This window comes from Brevibacillus sp. SIMBA_040, from assembly GCF_046535075.1.
GTDB lineage: Bacteria > Bacillota > Bacilli > Brevibacillales > Brevibacillaceae > Brevibacillus.
Genome location: NZ_JAWRXI010000077.1, coordinates 1 through 368 on the forward strand (window position 1 = coordinate 1; position 368 = coordinate 368).

The window sequence follows — 368 nt, forward strand, 5'->3', positions numbered from 1 at the left end:
GGACGACGTGCTGGCCAAGACGCACTTGCCCGACAGTCCAGAAATGCGCGAGGTTGCCGTGCGCGGGCTCATCGGGCGCGAACTGGTTCGGCAGGCGGCGCTTGGCGAAGGCCTGGACCGTGCGCCGACGGTCGCGGGGTTGACGGGAACGACGCGCGTGAACGCCGAGAACCGGCTGTACCTGGAGCGCCATCTGCAGGTGCCAGCCGTCACGGATGCACAGGTCAAGTCGGCCTACGACGCGATGGTCGCGGAGCAAGGCCCGCGCGAGTATCAGACGCGGATCATCGCGGTGCGGGATGCGGCGAGCGCCGCCGGTGTGCTCGAGAAGCTGAAAGCCGGGGTCGCGTTTGACGAGGTGGCGCGCG

1 protein-coding gene is annotated in these 368 nt (G+C 69.3%); it reads left to right on the forward strand.

All coding sequences use genetic code 11. The annotated features are described in order from the left end of the window. On the forward strand, window positions 1–368 hold a 368-nt coding region (locus tag SB752_RS32030), incomplete at both ends, for a hypothetical protein (protein WP_410719444.1).